Here is an 18,283-nt window from a genome sequence, read left to right as displayed (position 1 = left end):
CGTATTACGTGAGGTCTTGACGCTGCGCGTCAGTCCAAGGGCACCAGCCATTGCTTCGAGGCGCGTACCAATTGATCGGTGAGCAGCCCCAGCAACTGCCCGCCATTACGCCAATGATGCCAGTACAGCGGCACATCGATTGGCTTATCTGGCAGCAGTTCCTGCAATATCCCCCTTTCAAGTTGCTCGCGTACCTGCAGTTCCGGAACCAGACCCCAGCCCAACCCGGCTTCCGTCAGACGGATAAAGCCTTCCGACGACGGGCATAAATGGTGTTCGAAACCACCCTCGACGCCGAGGGACGCCAGATAACGATGCTGCAGGAAATCGTCCGGGCCAAACACCAACGCCGGGCTTCGGGCCAACTGATCGGCACGTACGCCTTGCGGAAAATGCCGGGCAATAAAGGCGGGGCTGGCCAGCGCACGGTAACGCATCGCCCCCAGCAGCACGCTGCGCGCGCCCGCCACCGGACGCTCGCTGGCGCAGACACAGGCCGCCACTTCACCGGCGCGCATGCGCTTGAGGCCCACGGTCTGGTCTTCGACCACCAGGTCCATCAACAGATGCTGCTCCGCGCAAAATGCTCCCACGGCTTGCGCCCACCAAGTGGCCAGGCTGTCGGCGTTCAGGGCGATCCGCAGGCGCTCCGGCAGGCCCTCTTCATCCAGCGCCGGCACCAGGCTTTGCAAATCCCGTTCAAGCAATCGCACCTGTTGCACGTGGTTGAGCAACCGTCGACCGATTTCCGTCGGCGTTGGCGGCGTGGCACGCACGAGCACCGGTTGGCCAACCCGTGCTTCCAGCAGCTTGATGCGCTGGGAAATCGCCGATTGCGAAAGGCCCAGCACCTGGGCCGCCCGTTCAAAACCGGCCTGTTCGACGACGGCGGCCAGGGCGGAAAGCAATTTATAGTCGAACATCAGTTTTCCTAATGAGCGATCAGCATGATTTGTTTTTCTTATACAGCCTTCGCAAGGACAATGACCAGCAAGAACTCTTGAACAAGGATCACCCACATGGCTGGCGAAACATCATTGGCAACGCTGCTGCGCAGCATGAGCCCGCAACTCAACGCTGGCGAATATGTGTTCTGCACCCTGCGCGACGGCAAATTGCCTGCGGACCTGGAGGTTGTCGGCAGCTTCCGCGAGCAGGAAGGCCTGACGGTGATTCTCGAACGTTCCCGTGCCGAAAAAGCCGGATTCAGCTTCGACTACATCGCCGCCTGGATCACCTTGAACGTGCATTCGGCCCTCGAAGCGGTCGGCCTGACCGCCGCGTTCGCCACGGCATTGGGCAAGGCCGGCATCAGCTGCAACGTGATTGCCGGCTACTACCACGACCATTTGTTTGTCGGCCAGGCCGACGCCGACCGCGCCCTGCAAGTACTGCGGGACCTGGCAGCCAACGCGGAGTAAGCAATCATGTGGCAAAGTTATATGAACGGGCTGCTCGTGGCCTTCGGCCTGATCATGGCGATCGGCACCCAGAATGCGTTTGTCCTGGCGCAAAGCCTGCGACGTGAACATCACTTGCCGGTAGCGGCCCTCTGCGTGGCCTGCGACGCCCTGTTGGTGGCGGCCGGGGTATTCGGACTGGCGACGGTACTGGCACAAAATCCGACACTGTTGGCGATTGCCCGCTGGGGCGGCGCAGCGTTTCTGTTGTGGTACGGCAGCCAGGCACTGCGCCGGGCCTTTTCGAAACAGAGCCTTGAGCAGGGCGAAAGCCAGACCGTACGCTCGCTGCGGGCGGTAATGCTCAGTGCACTGGCGGTGACGTTGCTCAACCCGCACGTTTACCTGGACACCGTTTTGCTGATCGGCTCCCTGGGCGCACAACAAACCGAACCGGGCGCTTATGTCGTGGGCGCGGCCAGTGCCTCGCTGCTGTGGTTCTTCACCCTGGCGCTCGGTGCGGCTTGGCTGGCACCGTGGCTCGCCCGCCCAGGTACCTGGCGAATTCTCGATCTGCTGGTGGCGGTGATGATGTTTGCCGTAGCGTTCCAGTTGATCGCGGCCATCTGATTCGCACAACCTCTATTCCACACAGTTGTTGCGTGGTTATGCCGCCCCCCCGGTGCTATGATCCGACTCCCTGCGCCGCAAAGAGTACAAACTCCCCGGCGCTTGTCTGGCCGCCCGTGATCGGCCTTGCGCTCACCGCAACTGACCTGATTAGGAGAATCATCATGGCTTTCGAATTGCCGCCGCTGCCTTACGCACACGACGCCCTGCAGCCGCACATTTCCAAGGAAACCCTGGAATACCACCACGACAAGCACCACAACACCTACGTCGTGAACCTGAACAACCTGGTGCCAGGCACCGAGTTCGAAGGCAAGACCCTGGAAGAAATCGTCAAGACTTCCTCGGGCGGTATCTTCAACAACGCCGCTCAGGTCTGGAACCACACTTTCTACTGGAACTGCCTGGCGCCAAACGCCGGCGGCCAACCAACCGGCGCACTGGCTGAAGCCATCAACGCGGCTTTCGGTTCGTTCGACAAGTTCAAGGAAGAGTTCAGCAAGACTTCCATCGGCACCTTCGGTTCCGGTTGGGGCTGGCTGGTGAAGAAGGCTGACGGTTCCCTGGCCCTGGCCAGCACCATCGGCGCCGGCAACCCGCTGACCAACGGCGACACCCCGCTGCTGACCTGCGACGTCTGGGAACACGCTTACTACATCGACTACCGCAACCTGCGTCCGAAGTATGTCGAAGCGTTCTGGAACCTGGTCAACTGGAAATTCGTGGCTGAGCAGTTCGAAGGCAAAACCTTCACCGCTTAAGCTCGATGCCAGTCAAAAAACCCGGCTTTTGCCGGGTTTTTTTATGGAAGGAATATGAGCAAAGGGACGGTGGCGATCGTTGCGCCGCCTTCGCGAGCAAGCCCGCTCCCACTGGCTCGGTGGTGACCTGTGGGAGCGGGCTTGCTCGCGAAGAACGATAACGCGGTCAGTCGGCCAACTACTGCGGATCGAGGTTATCCAGCGCGCGATTCACCGCCAGCTCCGCCAACATGACGATCTGCGCAATAGCCAGCGCCGTGTTGCGCTGGGGGCCAGTCAGGCAGGTGGCGAAATCACTCGCCATGACATTGGCTGAAGCCAGTGATTCACAGGCGTGGGCGAGGAGGCTTTCAGTGTCCATGTCGGGGACGATCGTGAACATGGTGCGGGGGCTGTAGGGTTTGGTGGTGTTGCTGGGGGGATCGGGGATTAACTTATCCAAAATATGCTCCTTATCGATTGGAGCCATCTCTCGCCGTTTCTCACGCGGACGAAGAGGTGGCAGCTATGTGCGGAGTGAGAAACCGGCAAGAGAGCAATCCGGCCAGACCTGGGTCTGCCCGCACACAGCCGCCATAAAGCATTGCTGGCAGCGGAAAAGCTGGCGGCAATTATGGTGGTACTGGCGCTGGATTAACACTCTCTTGCGGGTTCTCACGCCCGATCGCTGAAGCATTTCAGCGATCACCAAAGGTTATTCAGCCCGCTTCCGACGGACAACCTGAAAACTGCGTGGGAAACTTCTGGCGCTTTCCTACACCGCGCTAACGCCAAAAACGTAACGCGGAGCATCCATGGCCGCACTCCCACGCGGGCGTGTGGAAACGATATGTTGGGGTGTGGCTGAAAGTGCAATGTCGACTGTCCCGCCGTCTTCGCGGGCAAGCTCGCGAAAAACGCCAGGACACCGCGGGCATTCAGGCAGCCCGCGTCATCGTTAACGTCCATCGCGAGCAAGCTCGCTCCTACAGGGCCGAGCGTTAGCTCGCCTGCCGCTCTTGATCTTGATCCACCCGCCCCCTCGGCAGGCTGAGCGGAGGTGTTCATCCGGGGATGGGCGCGCAGCGCCGTTCGACGCAGTCGAACCCATTGCATGCAGGTCGAGCGCAGCCGACCGGAGGGCAATGCCCCCGGATGAATACCGGAGCGAAGGAACCCCGAGCCTAAGCGAGGGGCCGTACGTAAGGGGCGAGACCTTTTGGTTCCTTTTGGGGCGTTTGCCAAAAGGGACTCGTCGTAAGGGCGAAACCGCCAGCCGCCGTTACCGCAGCAATGGATATGCCCCCCCAAAAACCCGCACGAAGCCAATATCCCAAGATGAAACCAGCCTCCCGCCCCTTGCTCCACCGCCACTGCCGACTAACATCAAACAAAAGGAAAATATCTCCACCCCGCCCCTCAAGTTGAAGGACTCGACAACCGACACAGTGCTAATAGGCAAACTCGTCAAGACAACTGCAAATCGGCCAAGCTGCGGGCAAAATCCCCCAAGGATGATTGTCCCTTTGACTGCCATCACGGGATTGCCAATACTCATGGCAACTTGATGCTACCCGCACGGAACAAGGAATAACCCTTTGAAGCTGGAACTCAAGAACAGCTTGTCGGTGAAGTTGCTTCGGGTCGTACTCCTGTCGGCATTGATCGTAGGCGTGATCTTGAGCTGCGCGCAGATCGTGTTCGATGCCTATAAAACACGTCAGGCTGTTGCCAGCGATGCCGAGCGCATCCTCGACATGTTTCGCGACCCCTCGACCCAGGCTGTCTATAGCCTCGACCGGGAAATGGGTATGCAGGTGATCGAAGGCCTGTTTCAGGACGCCGCCGTGCGCCAGGCTTCCATCGGCCATCCCAACGAAGCCATGCTTGCGCAAAAAACCCGTGAGTTGCAGCAATCCCACAGTCGCTGGCTGACCGACCTGATTCTTGGCAAGGAACGCACCTTCACCACCCAACTGGTCGGTCGCGGGCCTTACAGCGAGTACTACGGCGACCTGAGCATCACCCTCGATACCGCCACCTATGGTCAGGGTTTCATTATCAGCTCGGTGATCATCTTCATCTCCGGCGTACTGCGTGCGCTCGCCATGGGGCTGGTGTTGTATCTGGTCTATCACTGGCTGCTGACCAAGCCGCTGTCACGGATCATCGAGCACCTCACGGAAATCAATCCGGACCGTCCCAGCGAACACAAGATTCCGCTGCTCAAGGGTCACGAGAAAAACGAACTGGGCATCTGGATCAACACCGCCAACCAGTTGCTCGAATCCATCGAACGCAATACCCACCTGCGCCACGAAGCGGAAAACAGCCTGTTGCGCATGTCCCAATACGATTTCCTGACGGGGCTGCCGAACCGGCAGCAATTGCAGCAGCAGCTGGACAAGATCCTCATAGACGCCGGCAGGCTACAGCGCCGGGTGGCGGTGTTGTGTGTCGGCCTCGATGACTTCAAGGGCATCAACGAGCAGTTCAGCTACCAGACCGGCGACCAGTTGCTGCTGGCCCTGGCCGATCGCCTGCGCGGTCATAGCGGTCGCCTGGGAGCCCTTGCCCGCCTCGGTGGCGACCAGTTCGCCCTGGTCCAGGCCGATATCGAGCAACCCTATGAAGCCGCCGAACTGGCGCAAAGCATTCTCGATGATCTGGAGGCGGCGTTCGCCCTCGATCATCAGGAGATTCGCCTGCGTGCCACCATCGGCATCACCCTGTTCCCCGAGGACGGCAACAGCACCGAGAAGTTGCTGCAAAAGGCCGAGCAGACCATGACGCTGGCCAAGACCCGCTCGCGCAACCGCTATCAGTTCTATATCGCCAGCGTCGACACCGAAATGCGCCGCCGCCGCGAACTGGAAAAAGACCTGCGCGATGCGCTGATCCGCAATCAGTTCTACCTCGTCTACCAGCCGCAGATCAGCTACCGCGACAACCGCGTGGTGGGCGTCGAAGCCCTGATTCGCTGGCAACATCCCGAGCACGGCCTGGTGCCGCCAGACCTGTTCATCCCGCTGGCCGAACAGAACGGCACCATCATTGCCATCGGCGAATGGGTGCTGGACCAGGCCTGCAAACAACTACGCGAGTGGCATGACCAGGGCTTCAGCGACCTGCGCATGGCGGTAAACCTGTCCACGGTTCAATTGCACCACGCCGAACTGCCCCGGGTGGTCAACAACCTGCTGCAGATGTACCGCCTGCCGCCGCGCAGCCTGGAGCTGGAAGTCACCGAAACCGGCCTGATGGAAGACATCAGCACGGCGGCCCAGCACCTGCTCAGCCTGCGTCGATCCGGCGCGCTGATCGCCATCGATGACTTCGGAACCGGCTATTCATCCTTGAGCTACCTGAAAAGCCTGCCGCTGGACAAGATCAAGATCGACAAGAGCTTCGTTCAGGACCTGCTCGATGACGACGACGATGCGACCATCGTTCGCGCCATCATCCAGCTGGGCAAGAGCCTGGGCATGCAGGTGATCGCCGAAGGCGTGGAAACCGCCGAGCAAGAGGCCTACATCATTTCCGAAGGCTGCCACGAAGGTCAGGGCTATCACTACAGCAAGCCGTTGCCGGCACGGGAACTGGGTCTGTACCTGAAGCAGGCCCAACGCAGTAACGCCGCTATTTTGTAAAAAAACCCCGCCCCGTCTGTAGGAGCGAGCTTGCTCGCGATGGTCGTGAACGATAACGCGCTCATTCTGGATGAGCGCGTTGTTCTCAGGTTCATCGCGAGCGAGCTCGCTCCTACAGAGTTGCGATCCTCACTCTGTGAATAAGAAATATTTCCAGGTACAACCCTTTACACATAATGCGAAAGATTTGCATTATGTCGCAGTTTTGCGTGCGCATAGCACGACTCCACCCTCTATCGAAGCAGGATGTTCGCCATGATTCGTATGCCTCTGGCTACCGCCAGTCTGTTGGCCATCGCTATTTCCCTCGCCGGTTGCGGCGAAGGCAAAGACAAAGACAAAGCTGCCGCGCCTGCGCCAGCTGCCAGCACTGCGGCTGCCCCGGCTGCTCCAGCCGCTGCGCCTGCCGCTGCCGGTAAAGTCGACGAAGCCGCCGGCAAAGCCGTTGTCGCTCACTACGCCGACATGGTTTTCGCCGTCTACAGCGATGCCGAATCCACCGCGAAGACCCTGCAAACCGCCATCGACGCCTTCCTCGCCAAGCCGAACGCCGACACTCTGAAAGCCGCCAAGGCTGCCTGGGTTGCCGCTCGCGTGCCTTACCTGCAGAGCGAAGTGTTCCGCTTCGGCAACACCATCATTGATGACTGGGAAGGTCAGTTGAACTCCTGGCCGCTGGACGAAGGCCTGATCGACTACGTCGACAAATCCTACGAACACGCCCTTGGCAACCCGGGTGCTACCGCCAACATCATCGCCAACACTGAAGTGCAGATCGGCGAAGACAAGGTCGATGTCAAAGACATCACCCCGGAAAAACTCGCCAGCCTGAACGAGCTGGGCGGTTCCGAGGCCAACGTCGCCACCGGCTACCACGCCATCGAATTCCTGCTCTGGGGCCAGGACCTGAACGGCACCGGCCCAGGCGCCGGCAACCGTCCGGCCTCGGACTACCTGGAAGGCAAAGGCGCTACCGGCGGCCACAACGACCGTCGTCGTGCCTACCTGAAGTCCGTGACCCAGCTGCTGGTCAGCGACCTGGAAGAAATGGTCGGCAACTGGAAGCCGAACGTGGCCGACAACTACCGCGCCACCCTGGAAGCGGAACCGGCTGAGTCCGGCCTGCGCAAAATGCTGTTCGGCATGGGCAGCCTGTCCCTGGGTGAACTGGCGGGCGAGCGCATGAAGGTTTCCCTGGAAGCCAACTCCCCGGAAGACGAACAGGATTGCTTCAGCGACAACACTCACAACTCGCACTTCTACGATGCCAAGGGCATTCGTAACGTGTATCTGGGTGAATACGCCCGTGTCGACGGCACCAAAATGACTGGCGCCAGCCTGTCGTCCCTGGTGGCCAAGGCCGACCCGGCTGCCGACACCGCGCTGAAAGCCGACCTGGCCGCCACCGAAGCCAAGATCCAGCTGATGGTTGATCACGCCAACAAGGGTGAGCACTACGACCAGTTGATCGCTGCCGGCAACACCGCGGGCAACCAGATCGTCCGTGACGCCATCGCGTCGCTGGTCAAGCAGACCGGTTCGATCGAAGCCGCCGCTGGCAAACTGGGCATCAACGACCTGAACCCGGACAACGCTGATCACGAATTCTGATCAACGCTGGCTGAATGAAAAAGGCGACCTGCGGGTCGCCTTTTTTGTTGGCCGGAGCACTGACCACTGTAGGAGCGAGCTTGCTCGCGATGGACGTGAACGGTGACGCGTGCTGCCTGGAAAAATGCGTTGCCTTCGAATTCATCGCGAGCAAGCTCGCTCCTACAGGGGATCGTGGTTTGCAGATAGACTCTTGCCTCACATCAAGCAAACGATAATTCCTCTTATTCAAATTCCCATCCCCTGTTAGACTTTGCGCCCTTGTTTTGCTCGTCTTTCAGGATGTCTGATGCCCCCGCTGCCTCTTCGCTTGTCCGCACTGTTTCTGGCATTGGGCCTGAGTGCCTGCGATGACGCGCCGAAATTCACCCGGGCTGAACCCGGTGAAGCCCGCTCCGGCGGCAGTGCGACTGTGCGCAAGACCGATCAGAACGCGTTTTCGATGCCCTCGGCGAATCTGCCGCCGTCACGGCGTGTGGATTTCAGCGTCGGCAACAGTTTCTTCCGCAGCCCCTGGGTGATCGCCCCGTCGACGACGACCGCTCGCGATGGCCTTGGCCCACTGTTCAACACCAATGCCTGCCAGGGCTGCCACATCAAGGACGGCCGCGGCCATCCGCCGACTCCGGACGATGCGAACGCTGTGTCGATGCTGGTACGCCTGTCGATTCCCGACGCCCCGGAGTATGCCAGGGTCATCGAACAGCTCGGCGTGGTGCCGGAGCCCGTCTACGGCGGTCAGTTCCAGGACATGGCCGTACCCGGTGTGGCCCCCGAAGGCAAGGTGCGGGTCGACTACACCGCCGTGCCGGTTCGCTTCAAGGACGGCACCGAAGTCGAGCTGCGCAAGCCAAGCCTGAACATCACCCGGCTGGGCTACGGCCCGATGCACCCCGACACCCGTTTCTCGGCGCGTGTAGCGCCGCCGATGATTGGCCTGGGCCTGCTCGAAGCGATCCCCGATGAGGCGATCCTGGCCAACGCAGAAGCACAGGCAAAGGCGAACAACAGCATCAGCGGACGGCCGAACCAGGTGTGGGACGATGCCCGGCAAAAGACAGTTTTGGGAAGATTTGGCTGGAAAGCCGGACAACCGAACCTCAATCAACAAAATGTTCACGCTTTTTCGGGTGACATGGGCCTCACGACCAGCCTGAGACCCTTTGATGACTGCACGGATGCGCAAATTGCCTGCAAACAGGCACCCAGTGGCAACGGCCCGAATGGCGAGCCGGAAGTCAGCGATAACATCCTGAGCCTGGTGCTGTTCTACAGCCGTAACCTCGCCGTCCCGGCTCGTCGTGACGTCAACGCCCCTGAAGTGCTGGCCGGCAAGACCCTGTTTTATCAGGCCGGTTGCCAGTCCTGCCACACACCGAAATACACCACCGCCGCCAACGCCGCCGAACCTGAACTGGCCAATCAAGTGATTCGCCCGTACAGCGATCTGCTGCTGCATGACATGGGCGACGGCCTGGCCGATAACCGTAGCGAATTCCAGGCCAGCGGCCGCGAATGGCGGACCCCGCCGTTGTGGGGCATCGGCCTGACACAGGCGGTCAGCGGCCACACCCAGTTCCTGCACGACGGCCGTGCCCGCAACTTGCTCGAAGCCGTGCTCTGGCATGGCGGCGAAGCGACAGCGGCGCAGCAACAGGTTTTGTCTTTCAATGCCGAGCAGCGCACCGCGTTGCTGGCGTTCCTGAATTCCCTTTAACACGCATTCCACTCGCGGGAGCCCGACATGTTCCGTCCCAAACTGTTGTTCACCAGCCTTGCCGCACTCGCCCTGGGTGCCTGTTCGCCCCAGGACCCGCAAGCGGTCACGTCGGCGGCCATCGCCAAGTCGGTGATCCTGCCGACCTACACCCGTTGGGTTGAAGCCGACCGTCAATTGGCGGTCAGCGCCCTCGCCTATTGCGAAGGCAAGGAAACCCTGGAAACCGCCCGTGCCGACTTCCTGCACGCGCAAAAAGCCTGGGCCGAACTGCAACCATTGCTGATCGGGCCGTTGGCCGAAGGCAACCGTTCGTGGCAAGTGCAGTTCTGGCCGGACAAGAAAAACCTGGTCGGCCGTCAGGTCGAGCAACTGGTCACCACCCAGCCGCAGATCGATGCTGCCGCACTGGCCAAGTCCAGCGTTGTGGTACAGGGCCTCTCGGCCTACGAATACATTCTGTTCGACAGCAAGCCTGACGTAGCCAACGCTGAACAGAAGGCCAGGTATTGCCCGCTATTGGTTGCGATTGGCGAACGCCAGAAGCAATTGGCCGAAGAGATTCTGCAAACCTGGAACAACACCGACGGCATGCTCGCGCAAATGAGCAAGTTCCCGAACCAGCGCTACGCGGACTCCCACGAAGCGATCGCCGATCTGCTGCGTGTGCAAGTCACGGCCATCGACACCCTGAAGAAGAAACTCGGCACGCCGATGGGTCGCCAGAGCAAGGGCGTACCACAACCGTTCCAGGCCGATGCATGGCGTAGCCAGGCTTCCCTGACCAGCCTCGAAGCCAGCCTCGCGGCCGCCAAAACCGTCTGGGAAGGTGTGGATAACAAAGGCCTGCGCAGCCTGTTGCCGAGCGAGCATAAACCGTTGGCCGACAAGATCGATGCGGCCTATGCCGCCTCGCTGAAGCTGTTCGCCGGCAACCAGCGTTCGCTGACCGAAATGCTCAATGACGACGCCGGTCGCCAGCAGCTCAACGAGCTGTATGACAGCCTCAACGTCGTCCATCGCCTGCACGAAGCTGATCTGGCCAAGGCGCTGGGCATCCAACTGGGCTTCAACGCCAACGACGGTGACTGATGAGGGCGAGCTCCATGCTGCGACGCCAGGTTCTGACATTAGGTAGTTTGTTGCTGGGTGCGGTGACGCTGGGCGGCTGGAAGCTGTTCAAGCAAAAGGACAAGAGTCCGTTGTTGCTTTCGGCACGGGACGATACCGATGGCCAGCATTACGCCGTGGGTTATCGACTGGACGGCACCCAGGTGTTCGCCACCCGGGTCGGCCAGCGTTGCCACGACATCATCAACCACCCGACACAGCCGATTGCGCTGTTTGTCGCCCGCCGTCCGGGTACCGAGAGCTACCTGATCGACCTGCGCGACGGCGCGCTCCTGCAAACCGTGGTGTCACAGCCCAACCGGCACTTCTACGGACACGCGGTGATTCACCACAGCGGCGACTGGCTGTACGCCACCGAAAACGACACCAGCGATCCGGGGCGCGGCCTGCTCGGTGTGTATAAATTCGAAGGCGGACGGCTGGTGCACAGCGGTGAAATTTCCACCCACGGCCTCGGGCCGCACCAGGTGTCGTGGATGCCCGACGGCGAAACCCTGGTGGTGGCCAACGGCGGGATTCGCACTGAAGCCGAAAGCCGGGTGGAGATGAACCTCAACGCCATGGAACCAAGCCTGGTCCTGATGCAACGTGACGGCACCCTGTTGAGCAAGGAAACCCTCGCCCAGCAGATGAACAGCGTGCGCCATCTCGCCATCGCCAGTGACGGCACCATCGTCGCCAGCCAGCAGTTCATGGGTGCGGCCCACGAGTCGTCGGAGCTGTTGGCGATCAAGCGTCCCGGTCAGCCTTTCGTAGCATTCCCGGTACCCGAGCACCAGTTGCAGGCCATGGGGCACTACACCGCCAGTGTCGCGATACATAGCGACTTGCGCCTGGTGGCGTTGACTGCACCGCGGGGCAACCGCTTTTTCATCTGGGACCTGGACAGCGGTGAAGTACGCCTGGATGCACCACTGCCCGATTGCGCCGGGGTCGGTGCCGTGGCCGATGGATTTGTCGTGACCTCGGGTCAGGGGCGCTGCCGCTACTACGACTGCCGCCAGACAACTCTTATTGCAAAGCCGCTGGAGCTGCCGGCAGGGCTCTGGGACAACCATCTGCATCTGATGGCCTGAATCATTGAAAAAATCGCCGCCTTGGGCTGCGCTTGTATCCGGGTGACGGACACCCGGCAGGCGCGGCCCAAGGCGGCGAATCTTTTCAGGCTTTCGCCTCTCTAATACCTCACAAACTGTAAAAACGGCAGTTGGATTACCCTCTACACTCCCGGTAATGTGCCCCGCTGTCTCACCTGATTTCCTCCAAGGAACTGGAATATGCTGCGTCGCCGCATGCTGATCATGTTGGGTGTTGTTCTACTGATTGTGCTGGTCCTGGCCGCGTACAAAGCCTTCTCGATCTACACGATGGTTCAAGGCTTCTCTGCGCCCAGACCGGCCATCAGCGTTGCCGTGGCCACCGCCACCGAGCGCCCATGGCAAGCCCGCCTGCCTACTGTTGGCACGCTCAAGGCGTTACAAGGCGTGGACCTGAGCCTGGAGACCGATGGCACCGTCATCGATTTGCAGTTCGAGTCAGGGCAAAAGGTCACGGCCGGTCAACCACTCCTGCGTCTCGACAGCGCCGTTGAAAGTGCCCTGCTGGAAACTGCTCTGGCCGACCTCGGGCTGGCACAGCTTGATTACGGTCGCGGTAGCCAACTGGTCGGCAGCCAGGCCATTTCCAAAGGCGAGTTCGACCGCCTCTCGGCGGTCCTGAAAAAGAGCAGGGCCACGGTCAATCAGCTCAGGGCCGCGCTCGAGAAAAAACGCATCGTCGCGCCGTTCAGCGGCACCATCGGCATTCGTCAGGTGGACGTCGGCGACTATGTGGCCACCGGCACCATGATCGCTACCCTGCAAGACCTCAGTAGCCTGTATGTCGACTTTTTCGTGCCCGAGCAGTCGGTGCCCAAGATTGCTCTCGGCCAGCCAGTGCGGGTCGTTGTCGCGGCGTATCCGACCCTGGAGTACCCCGGCACCATCAGTGCAATCAACCCCAAAGTCGAGAACAGCACCCGTAACGTGCAGGTCCGCGCCACCCTGGCCAACCCCGATGGCAAGTTGATGCCCGGCATGTTCGCCAGCCTCCAGGTGCTCCTGCCCGACCCGCAACCGCGCATCGTGGTACCGGAAAGCGCGATTACCTACACGCTCTACGGCAACTCGGTGTACGTGGCCGTACCAAAGAAGGCCGAAGATGGCAGCCTGCAAAAGGATGACAAGGGCCAGCCGGTGCTGATCGCCGAGCGGCGTTTTGTCGAAACCGGCGAACGCCGCGACGGGCAAGTGATGATCACCAAAGGCGTGCAGAGCGGCGACAAAGTGGTGACCGCCGGCCAGCTCAAACTGGACAACGGCGCACGCATTGCCATCAGCGACGACAAGACCCTGGCTGAGCAGAGCAGCCCGCCACGCGCGGACTGATCAAGGAATCCCCATGGCATTTACCGATCCGTTCATCCGCCGCCCGGTTCTCGCAACCGTAGTCAGCCTGCTGATTGTGCTGCTGGGCTTCCAGGCCTGGGGCAAGCTGCCGCTGCGCCAGTACCCGCAAATGGAAAACGCCCTGATCACGGTGACCACCGCCTACCCCGGGGCCAACGCCGAAACCATCCAGGGCTATATCACTCAACCGATGCAGCAAAGCCTGGCGAGCGCCGAGGGCATCGACTACATGACCTCGGTGAGTCGCCAGAACTTTTCGGTGATCTCGATCTACGCACGCGTCGGCTCCAACAGCGACCGTCTGTTTACCGAACTGCTGGCCAAGGCCAACGAGGTCAAGAGCCAGCTGCCCCAGGACGCTGAAGACCCGGTGCTGAGCAAGCAATCTGCCGATGCGTCAGTGCTGATGTACATGAGCTTCTTCAGCAAGGAATTGAACAACCCGCAGATTACCGATTACCTGTCACGGGTGATCCAGCCGAAACTGGCGACCTTGCCCGGCATGGCCGAAGCCGAGATCCTCGGCAACCAGGTATTTGCCATGCGCCTGTGGCTGGACCCGGCGAAGCTCGCGGGTTTCGGCCTCAGTGCCAGCGATGTGACCAACGCGGTGCGCCAGTACAACTTCCTTTCGGCTGCCGGCGAGGTGAAAGGCGAATACGTGGTCACCAGCATCAACGCCAATACTGAACTCAAGTCCGCCGAAGCCTTCGGGGCAATTCCGCTCAAGGTCGAAGGCGACAGCCGTGTGCTGCTACGGGATGTGGCGCGCGTGGAAATGGGCGCGGAAAACTACGACACCATCAGCTCGTTCGGTGGCACTCCTTCGGTGTATATCGGCATCAAGGCGACGCCTGGCGCCAACCCGCTGGAAGTGATCAAGGAAGTGCGCAAGATCATGCCGGACCTCGAGGCCCAGCTACCGCCGAACCTCAAGGGGGAAATCGCCTACGACGCCACCCTGTTCATCCAGGCCTCGATCGACGAAGTGGTGAAAACCCTGTTCGAAGCGGTGCTGATCGTGATCGTGGTGGTGTTCCTGTTCCTCGGGGCCCTGCGTTCGGTGGTGATCCCGGTGGTGACCATCCCGCTGTCGATGATCGGCGTCATGTTTTTCATGCAGATGATGGGGTACTCGATCAACCTGCTCACCCTGCTGGCGATGGTATTGGCCATCGGTCTGGTGGTGGATGACGCCATCGTCGTGGTGGAAAACATTCACCGCCACATCGAGGAAGGCAAGACACCGCTCGAAGCCGCCATTGAAGGCGCCCGGGAAATCGCGATGCCGGTGGTGTCGATGACCATCACCCTGGCAGCGGTGTACGCACCGATCGGTTTCCTGACCGGCCTGACCGGGGCGCTGTTCAAGGAGTTCGCCCTGACCCTGGCCGGCGCGGTGGTGATTTCCGGAATCGTCGCCCTGACCCTGTCGCCGATGATGTGTGCGTTCCTGCTGCGCCACGATGAGAACCCCAGTGGCCTGGCCCATCGCCTGGACCTGATTTTCGAAAGCCTCAAGCGCCGCTACCAGAGCCTGCTTCACGGCACCCTCAACACCCGGCCGGTGGTATTGGTGTTCGCTGTAATCGTGTTGTGCCTGATTCCGGTCCTTCTCAAATTCACCAAGTCGGAGCTGGCACCGGATGAGGACCAGGGCATCATTTTCATGATCGCCAATGCCCCGCAACCGACCAACCTCAACTACCTGAACATCTACACCGACGAGTTTGTCTCGATCTTCAAGGCGTTTCCCGAGTACTACTCGTCGTTCCAGATCAATGGTTTCAACGGCGTGCAATCGGGCATCGGCGGTTTCCTGCTCAAGCCGTGGAACGAGCGCAGCCGCACGCAAATGTCGATCCTGCCCGAGGTGCAGGCCAAACTGGAAAAGATCCCGGGGTTGCAGATTTTCGGTTTCAACCTGCCATCACTGCCGGGCACCGGCGAAGGCGTGCCGTTCCAGTTCGTCATCAACTCCGCCAATGATTACGAATTGCTGCTGCAGGTGGCCGACCGGGTAAAAAAACGGGCGAAGGAATCCGGCAAGTTTGCGTTTGTCCACGTTGACCTGGCTTTCGACAAGCCGGAAGTGGTGGTCGATATCGACCGTGCCAAGGCCGCGCAGATGGGGGTTTCCATGCAGGATCTGGGGGGCACCCTGGCAACCCTGCTGGGTGAAGCCGAGATCAACCGTTTCACCGTTGAAGGTCGCAGCTACAAAGTCATTGCCCAGGTCGAACAGCCATTTCGCGACAATCCGGACTGGCTGAACAATTACTACGTGAAAAACTCCAAGGGCGAACTGTTGGCGCTGTCGACCCTGATCACCGTCACCGACCGTGCTCGACCGCGACAGTTGAACCAGTTCCAGCAACTCAACTCGGCCATCCTGTCCGGAGTGCCGCTGGTGAGCATGGGGGAAGCCGTCGACCTCGTGCACCAGATCGCCCGGGAAGAGGCACCTGCCGGTTTTGCCTTCGACTACGCCGGCGCATCGAGGCAGTACGTTCAGGAAGGCAGTGCCCTGTGGGTCACCTTTGCCTTGGCATTGGCGGTCATTTTCCTGGTACTGGCGGCCCAGTTCGAAAGCTTCCGCGACCCGCTGGTGATATTGGTCACCGTACCGCTGTCTATCTGCGGTGCATTGATTCCGCTGTTCCTGGGCTGGTCGAGCATGAACATCTACACCCAGGTCGGGCTGGTGACGTTGATCGGGCTGATCAGCAAGCACGGCATTCTGATCGTCGAGTTCGCCAACCAGCTACGCAAGGACAAGGGCCTGACGGCACGGGAGGCCGTGGAGGAAGCAGCAGCCATCCGCCTGCGTCCGGTCTTGATGACCACCGCGGCGATGGTATTCGGCATGGTGCCATTGATCATCGCCACCGGTGCTGGCGCGGTCAGCCGGTTCGACATCGGCACGGTCATCGCGACGGGCATGTCGATCGGCACACTGTTCACCCTGTTCGTGTTGCCCTGCATCTACACCTTGCTGGCCAAACCGGATAAACCCTGATGCAGAAAAACCTGTGGGAGCGGGCTTGCTCGCGAATGCGGGGTGTCAGACAACAGAGTTGTTGAATGACACCCCGCATTCGCGAGCAAGCCCGCTCCCACACAGGTCAGCGTTGAAACATGAAATCAGGGCAAAAAAAAGGCCTCGCATCAGCGAGGCCTTTCATTTGGGCTTCAATCGGTTCAATTCTGCGGCCTCAATCCCTGAGAAAGTCCGAACATGAACAGCAACAAATCATGATCGGGTCGAGTAGCCACGGATGCCTTCGCAACCCGCGGCAACGGACAATGTTCTTCTGCGCTTATCGAGCTGAGAACCTGGGGGCGTGGTTGCTCCCAGGCTGCCATCGCGATCGATGCAACTGCCAAGGCTCCTACCAGAAACAAACCTCGTGCAATTTCGAGTTTCATCGCTATAAATCCTTGATAGCGCTGCCAAACGCCGTCTCATAAAAGTAGACGAGCTTTTTCCAGTCTGCTTCGCTGAACGACGAGTGGCGACGCAACTGCTTCATGTCATGGGCCGCTGCGCGATGAGCGGTCAAACGCTGTCGGGATTTCTCCAGATCGATCAGGGCCACTTCGACCTTGGCCGTCTCGCCCTCACCGGTCACGCGAACGAATACGTGCTTGTCGTAAAGGCAACCGTGCTGCCAGCGGCCCTTGTGCATGCGCGCCAGGTTTTCAGCCAGGTCCTTGAGCACGCGGTCATGTATGGCTTCACCATGACGCTCGCGACCGCCACCGGCGTACCAGCGATCGATTTCCTCGAAGCCGTCCAGCGACCTGGTGACCAGCAAGGCACGCCATTTGTGCACTGGATCACGCTGCGCGCCGCAGAAAACGATATGCGGAACCCGTACGCCAAGCGCGGCGACACCGTTGAGCGCAGCACTCTCGCGCAGTACTGTCGGCCGCCCGAAAGGGTGCTGCCAGCTACGATGGATATGCCCGGTCTGACGCTTGACGTAGAGCAGCTGACCATCACTGCCCATCACTCGTTGAACGCCGCTTTCCCCGCCGCGACGGACGTTAGGTTCCTCGACCCATTCACCGCGCTGATTCCAAAAGTAATCGAAGCGATCCTGGGGAGCGACTTCCGTTTCTGCTGCATACTGCACTGCCATCCTGTTACCTCTTGCGTAATACGTAAACTCGCCACATCGCATAGAGCGGCAAAAAGTCCAGTTGTTCCTGGATGCGGAAACCCGCCTGCTCAAATTCCTTTTCTACGGTAGCGACCGGTAACACAAACCGGTTTTGGTAACCTTCCTGCCCACGGGTTTTCTCCGAACGCTTGCGTTTCCAGGCCTTGAAGTTGCCATCGACCCACAGCGAAAGGATCACGCTGTCACGGGTAACTCGCTCGAATTCGCGCAAAATGGCCATGCGATGCTCGGCTTCACCGATGTGGTGGAGCAAGCGCATGCAAAAAATGCTGTCGACGGCGTTGTCCGGCAAGGCGATGTCGAATGCAGAAGTGTGCAAGGGCTGTACCCGTTTCACCACGTGGGCGGATTGCGCCTGGGTTGCGACCTTCAGCATGGACTCCGAGTTATCGGCACCGATGATCACGCGGTTGGTTTTTTCCGCCAGCAAGGGCCAGAAACGCCCTGCACCGCACGGCAAGTCGAGGACCAGGCCGGGCTCGCCAACCAGGGCCAGCGCCTTGCGAGCCAGTTGTTCTTCACGCCAATGGGACAGCCGACGGCCGAGACCTTCCTGGTGTTTGCGCAAATAGCGTTGCGCGTGTTGATCGTCGTATTTTTCGGAAAAATCGAGTTTGATCGGACCTTCCATCACCAGGTCTCCTGAACTTCTGATAGCAACTACCTTAGGTTTCGCGGTGTCGGTGTCAGGTGAGCCACTTGTGAAAATTTCATTACGGAAAACCCGGAAGTATTACAGGCTTTTACAGAGTTGACAGGGTTTGCTGGAC

General features: G+C 60.2%; 15 protein-coding genes. 10 read left to right on the top strand and 5 right to left on the bottom strand.

The features are described from left to right. Positions 1–29 precede the first annotated feature (29 nt). The gene (locus tag ACEN8Q_RS28955) at positions 30–923 is read right to left on the bottom strand and encodes a LysR family transcriptional regulator ArgP (RefSeq protein ID WP_413425191.1); all 894 of its coding nucleotides are present in this window, start codon (positions 921–923) and stop codon (positions 30–32) included. A 96-nt stretch (positions 924–1,019) separates the two neighbouring features. Here ACEN8Q_RS28955 and ACEN8Q_RS28950 point away from each other — a divergent pair, with 96 nt between their 5' ends. The 3 genes from ACEN8Q_RS28950 (at position 1,020) to ACEN8Q_RS28940 (ending at position 2,791) form a co-directional block, all read left to right on the top strand. Further along, on the top strand, positions 1,020–1,421 hold the full coding sequence (locus ACEN8Q_RS28950) for an ACT domain-containing protein (RefSeq protein WP_413425189.1): 402 nt from the start codon (positions 1,020–1,022) through the stop codon (positions 1,419–1,421). 6 nt (positions 1,422–1,427) lie between these two features. Further along, positions 1,428–2,030 (top strand): LysE/ArgO family amino acid transporter, encoded by a 603-nt coding sequence (locus ACEN8Q_RS28945; RefSeq protein WP_413425187.1) that lies wholly within the window; start codon positions 1,428–1,430, stop codon positions 2,028–2,030. 164 nt (positions 2,031–2,194) lie between these two features. After that, positions 2,195–2,791, top strand: coding sequence for a superoxide dismutase (locus ACEN8Q_RS28940; RefSeq protein WP_007986065.1), 597 nt, complete (start codon positions 2,195–2,197; stop codon positions 2,789–2,791). Between the two features lie 178 nt (positions 2,792–2,969). On the opposite strand, the gene ACEN8Q_RS28935 is transcribed toward ACEN8Q_RS28940, so the two are convergent. Next, positions 2,970–3,233 carry a DUF6124 family protein gene (locus ACEN8Q_RS28935; protein ID WP_413425185.1) on the bottom strand — a complete coding sequence of 88 codons (264 nt, stop codon included), beginning with the start codon at positions 3,231–3,233 and terminating at the stop codon, positions 2,970–2,972. 1,135 nt (positions 3,234–4,368) lie between these two features. On the opposite strand from ACEN8Q_RS28935, the gene ACEN8Q_RS28930 reads away from it, so the two are divergent. The 7 genes from ACEN8Q_RS28930 to ACEN8Q_RS28900 all read left to right on the top strand — a co-directional run bounded on the left by ACEN8Q_RS28930 (position 4,369) and on the right by ACEN8Q_RS28900 (position 16,345). Further along, entirely contained in the window at positions 4,369–6,420 is a 2,052-nt protein-coding gene (locus ACEN8Q_RS28930; protein WP_413427905.1) for a putative bifunctional diguanylate cyclase/phosphodiesterase, read from the top strand. 255 nt (positions 6,421–6,675) lie between these two features. Continuing rightward, on the top strand, positions 6,676–8,031 hold the full coding sequence (locus ACEN8Q_RS28925; RefSeq protein ID WP_413704078.1) for an imelysin family protein: 1,356 nt from the start codon (positions 6,676–6,678) through the stop codon (positions 8,029–8,031). Positions 8,032–8,320: 289 nt separating this feature from the next. Then, complete coding sequence (locus ACEN8Q_RS28920) at positions 8,321–9,748, top strand: di-heme oxidoredictase family protein (RefSeq protein ID WP_413704077.1); 1,428 nt, start codon at positions 8,321–8,323, stop codon at positions 9,746–9,748. Positions 9,749–9,775: 27 nt separating this feature from the next. Beyond that, positions 9,776–10,840 carry an imelysin family protein gene (locus tag ACEN8Q_RS28915; RefSeq protein WP_413704076.1) on the top strand — a complete coding sequence of 355 codons (1,065 nt, stop codon included), beginning with the start codon at positions 9,776–9,778 and terminating at the stop codon, positions 10,838–10,840. A gap of 14 nt (positions 10,841–10,854) precedes the next feature. Next, positions 10,855–11,955 (top strand): DUF1513 domain-containing protein, encoded by a 1,101-nt coding sequence (locus ACEN8Q_RS28910; RefSeq protein WP_413704075.1) that lies wholly within the window; start codon positions 10,855–10,857, stop codon positions 11,953–11,955. A gap of 201 nt (positions 11,956–12,156) precedes the next feature. Next, positions 12,157–13,305 carry an efflux RND transporter periplasmic adaptor subunit gene (locus ACEN8Q_RS28905; protein ID WP_413704074.1) on the top strand — a complete coding sequence of 383 codons (1,149 nt, stop codon included), beginning with the start codon at positions 12,157–12,159 and terminating at the stop codon, positions 13,303–13,305. 13 nt (positions 13,306–13,318) lie between these two features. Further along, on the top strand, positions 13,319–16,345 hold the full coding sequence (locus ACEN8Q_RS28900; RefSeq protein WP_413427911.1) for a multidrug efflux RND transporter permease subunit: 3,027 nt from the start codon (positions 13,319–13,321) through the stop codon (positions 16,343–16,345). Positions 16,346–16,527: 182 nt separating this feature from the next. Here the strand turns inward: ACEN8Q_RS28900 and ACEN8Q_RS28895 are convergent, their stop codons facing one another. From ACEN8Q_RS28895 to ACEN8Q_RS28885, 3 genes are read right to left on the bottom strand one after another with little or no spacing between them, the layout of a single operon-like run. Next, positions 16,528–16,755, bottom strand: a complete 228-nt coding sequence (locus ACEN8Q_RS28895) for a hypothetical protein (protein WP_413427912.1) — start codon at positions 16,753–16,755, stop codon at positions 16,528–16,530. 2 nt (positions 16,756–16,757) lie between these two features. After that, positions 16,758–17,471, bottom strand: coding sequence for a lipopolysaccharide kinase InaA family protein (locus tag ACEN8Q_RS28890; RefSeq protein WP_008018518.1), 714 nt, complete (start codon positions 17,469–17,471; stop codon positions 16,758–16,760). A gap of 4 nt (positions 17,472–17,475) precedes the next feature. Continuing rightward, positions 17,476–18,144 carry a class I SAM-dependent methyltransferase gene (locus tag ACEN8Q_RS28885; protein WP_413427913.1) on the bottom strand — a complete coding sequence of 223 codons (669 nt, stop codon included), beginning with the start codon at positions 18,142–18,144 and terminating at the stop codon, positions 17,476–17,478. Positions 18,145–18,283 lie beyond the last annotated feature (139 nt).

Source organism: Pseudomonas sp. Pseusp16, assembly GCF_047324915.1.
Taxonomy (GTDB): Bacteria; Pseudomonadota; Gammaproteobacteria; order Pseudomonadales; family Pseudomonadaceae; genus Aquipseudomonas; species Aquipseudomonas fluorescens_CD.
This window is presented reverse-complemented; position numbering and strand designations above follow the sequence as displayed.